General features: G+C 42.7%; 6 protein-coding genes. 3 read left to right on the forward strand and 3 right to left on the reverse strand.

Annotated features, from left to right (window positions below; genetic code table 11):
* Both AB7U36_RS19785 and AB7U36_RS19790 read right to left on the reverse strand, forming a co-directional pair.
* The coding region (locus AB7U36_RS19785; protein ID WP_428161358.1) for a HipA N-terminal domain-containing protein at window positions 1-477 on the reverse strand (477 nt) is incomplete at its 3' end.
* A complete protein-coding gene (locus AB7U36_RS19790; RefSeq protein ID WP_428161359.1) occupies window positions 471-824 on the reverse strand; it encodes a helix-turn-helix domain-containing protein in 354 nt (117 codons plus the stop codon). The genes AB7U36_RS19785 and AB7U36_RS19790, both read right to left, overlap by 7 nt.
* Before the next feature lie 136 nt (window positions 825-960).
* Here AB7U36_RS19790 and AB7U36_RS19795 point away from each other — a divergent pair, with 136 nt between their 5' ends.
* Window positions 961-1,239 (forward strand): hypothetical protein, encoded by a 279-nt coding sequence (locus tag AB7U36_RS19795; protein ID WP_428161360.1) that lies wholly within the window; start codon window positions 961-963, stop codon window positions 1,237-1,239.
* Between the two features lie 41 nt (window positions 1,240-1,280).
* Here AB7U36_RS19795 and AB7U36_RS19800 read toward each other — a convergent pair whose 3' ends face one another.
* Window positions 1,281-1,796, reverse strand: coding sequence for a YkgJ family cysteine cluster protein (locus tag AB7U36_RS19800; protein WP_428161361.1), 516 nt, complete (start codon window positions 1,794-1,796; stop codon window positions 1,281-1,283).
* A gap of 419 nt (window positions 1,797-2,215) precedes the next feature.
* Between AB7U36_RS19800 and AB7U36_RS19805 the strand changes: the two genes are divergently transcribed.
* Both AB7U36_RS19805 and AB7U36_RS19810 read left to right on the forward strand, forming a co-directional pair.
* A complete protein-coding gene (locus tag AB7U36_RS19805) occupies window positions 2,216-2,419 on the forward strand; it encodes a hypothetical protein (RefSeq protein WP_428161362.1) in 204 nt (67 codons plus the stop codon).
* 102 nt (window positions 2,420-2,521) lie between these two features.
* Window positions 2,522-2,732: archease (locus AB7U36_RS19810; protein WP_428161363.1), on the forward strand; the 211-nt coding region annotated here is incomplete at its 3' end.

Raw genomic sequence — 2,732 nt, forward strand, 5'->3', positions numbered from 1 at the left:
TATTTCAAAACGCTCTCTTTCCGATAGTACTCTTTTAGCAACATCGACAAGGCTGGCGATCTCGACAGAAAATGTGTTTTTGCCTGCTTTCAACCACGCAGGCTCAAACTCCAGCGCCCCCATTCCCCTGGTGCCGATAAAACATAATTTTTCGACCGGATTCATGCTGTCAGGCGGACGGCCATTTTGGGCCAGCCATGTTTCAATCAGCTGATTGCCATATTTATCAGGCAGAGAGTCTGCAAGCAAACCGGGTAACCCTTTAAACGTATCCCCTGTCATATCTTTTGACGGACGTAGATCGGGAAAACTGTATACGCGGCTGCCGTTGCTGACAGGCATTTTTATCGGAGAAATATCCCAGTTTTTTTCTATAAAACTTTTATCAAACTGGAAACTTGCCAATTGCTGTGCAGTATTCCACCTGACAACCCCTACAAACGTATCCCAGATATGTACATATGCATAATCTACCACCCCAAATCCCCATTTGAATCATTTGCTTTAGGTTTAGGCCTTGCTCTTTTTTTTTCTTTCTCTTTTAATCTGGCATACTCTATCGGGCTGATTGATTCCTCAATGGTGAATCTGCTCAACAAATTGAGCAGATCAAGCACCCTCAATATCTGGATAAGGGTAGCAAGCGTTATGGATCCGCCATTTTCTATTTGGCTCACGGTCCAACGGTTGATGCCGGCATCTTCTGCGATTTGAGCCTGTGTTTTGTTCTGTTCCAGTCGCTGATGTCTAATATATGCACCAATGGCGCTTATGATTGCTTTATCCGACATTGCGACCCAATTTTTGTTTGTTTTTCCCATCATTATACTAAACAATCTTGTTATATGTTGGCATTAACCAACATATAACAAGATATACAAACAAGAACAACAAAAATAAAATCCAAATGAAAACCTGCTTGCCGTTAAACAGGACACCCAACTGCTGGGCCGCCACATTGTGAAAACCATGGGCCAAGCCCTTGGGCGAATTGCCGCAAACCCGAAGTTAAGGGCTGAAAATGTGGACTGGTACCTGCCCCATTACTCATCACACTATTTCAGGGATAAATTTTATCAGGTCATGAAAGAGACCGGGTTTGAAGTCCTCTATGATAAATGGTTTACCAACCTGCCCTATACAGGCAATGTCGGCTCAGCATCCATTTACATCATCATGGAAGAACTGTTCTGCTTTATTCCTGAAAGGGACGGTTTTCCCATTGTTTTATGCTGCTGACCGTGGTGTAGGATGACAGCAGGGTCAGCAGACCCATTAATTTAAGAATTACTTCCTGTTTTACAAAAATCAAACGCCTTTCCATATCGTTCGGTATACAATTCACTATAGAGCAAATGTTGCCAACCAACAGCTTTTTCTATGGACATGTTGAGTCTGTCCAGAATGGTGAACCCATCCTTTTCTTTGGAAATGGGGCACGTATCATCAATGCCTATGATGTCTGTTTCGGTATACATATACGGATGCAATTGACAGACAAGCGGTCTGGATTCAAAAGGTAGAACACACCCTGTTTTTGTCAGCATTCCGCAGCTTTTATCTGGACTTCGCTTAAGAACCCTTAACAGTCCTTCCGGGTTCAATACCAAGGGCAACCAAGCCTGATCGTAGAAAGGGTCAAGATACCAGGGTTCAGGTTCTTCCATCGTAAAAAAATCATTATGCCCTACACGGGCATTGATGCGCTGTAGATCGCCTAATGTCAAAACAATTTGTCTGTTAATGCAACAGGAACCTCCTGCCAACACACATGAGATACATGGTATATCGTTCATCGAAGTGATTTAACTCCCGTATAAAGGGTGTGGAATTCTCCTCCCATCCTTTCCTTTAATTTTCAGTTTCAGTTTCAGTTTCAGTTTTCTTAATCTTCTGGAATCCGTCTCCGAGTGATTCTCTCTCTTTTTTCTTTTATTTACTCAGGTTTTTATTGTTATTGCCTCACAAGTGGCTCTATAGGCTTAATCAGCTCACAAACAAGCCATAAGCAATAGTCATGCCATATGCTTTATATTCAATGACAGAAGAAACCGTATGCACAGGTGGCTATTTTTTCGAAAAACTGGACCTGAAATGTCCTATGGATACAGAGCAGGACGATTCTTGTCTGATTTAGGCGAATGTTGTCCATGACCCTGGCCTTCCGGGGCGTCTTCGGCATTCATGTCTGTTCCGTATTCAGGAGGCCTCGGAGTTGCTTAAAGAACGGGTCATAAATGAAAACTTCCTGAAAAATATAACCGGAGTAGGTTCTATAATCCGCTCCAACGTGAGCATCCAGAGAAAACCCATAATTGAATTTGATGTTTTTGGCAAACTGGCTTATAAAGAACTATTGACGGGCTCCTTCATATATAGGGGATGTTTGGCAGCTAACTTTTACAACAAGGACCCGTGAAAAATCAAATAGGGTTACAAACAATTCGAACTGCTGTTCGGTAAACGGCTCTCTTCTATAACACCGATTCTGTTACTTTGAAGTAGTTAAAAAGGGAACATAATGCCGACAAAATCTTTGCCGGAATCCTTTCATACCTTCTATGATCCAGGATTTGAAGAAATGGAGCATACCGCCGACTGTGCGCTTCACGTTTGGGGGCAAAACCTGAACGAGTTACTGCTGAACGCAGCTCGCGGCATGAACAGCCTGATCGCCTTTGATCTTTCCTCTATTCCTGATAATATAGAAAAACAGTTTGAATTGGCGGCCA

This window comes from Desulfobacter sp. (assembly GCF_050177295.1).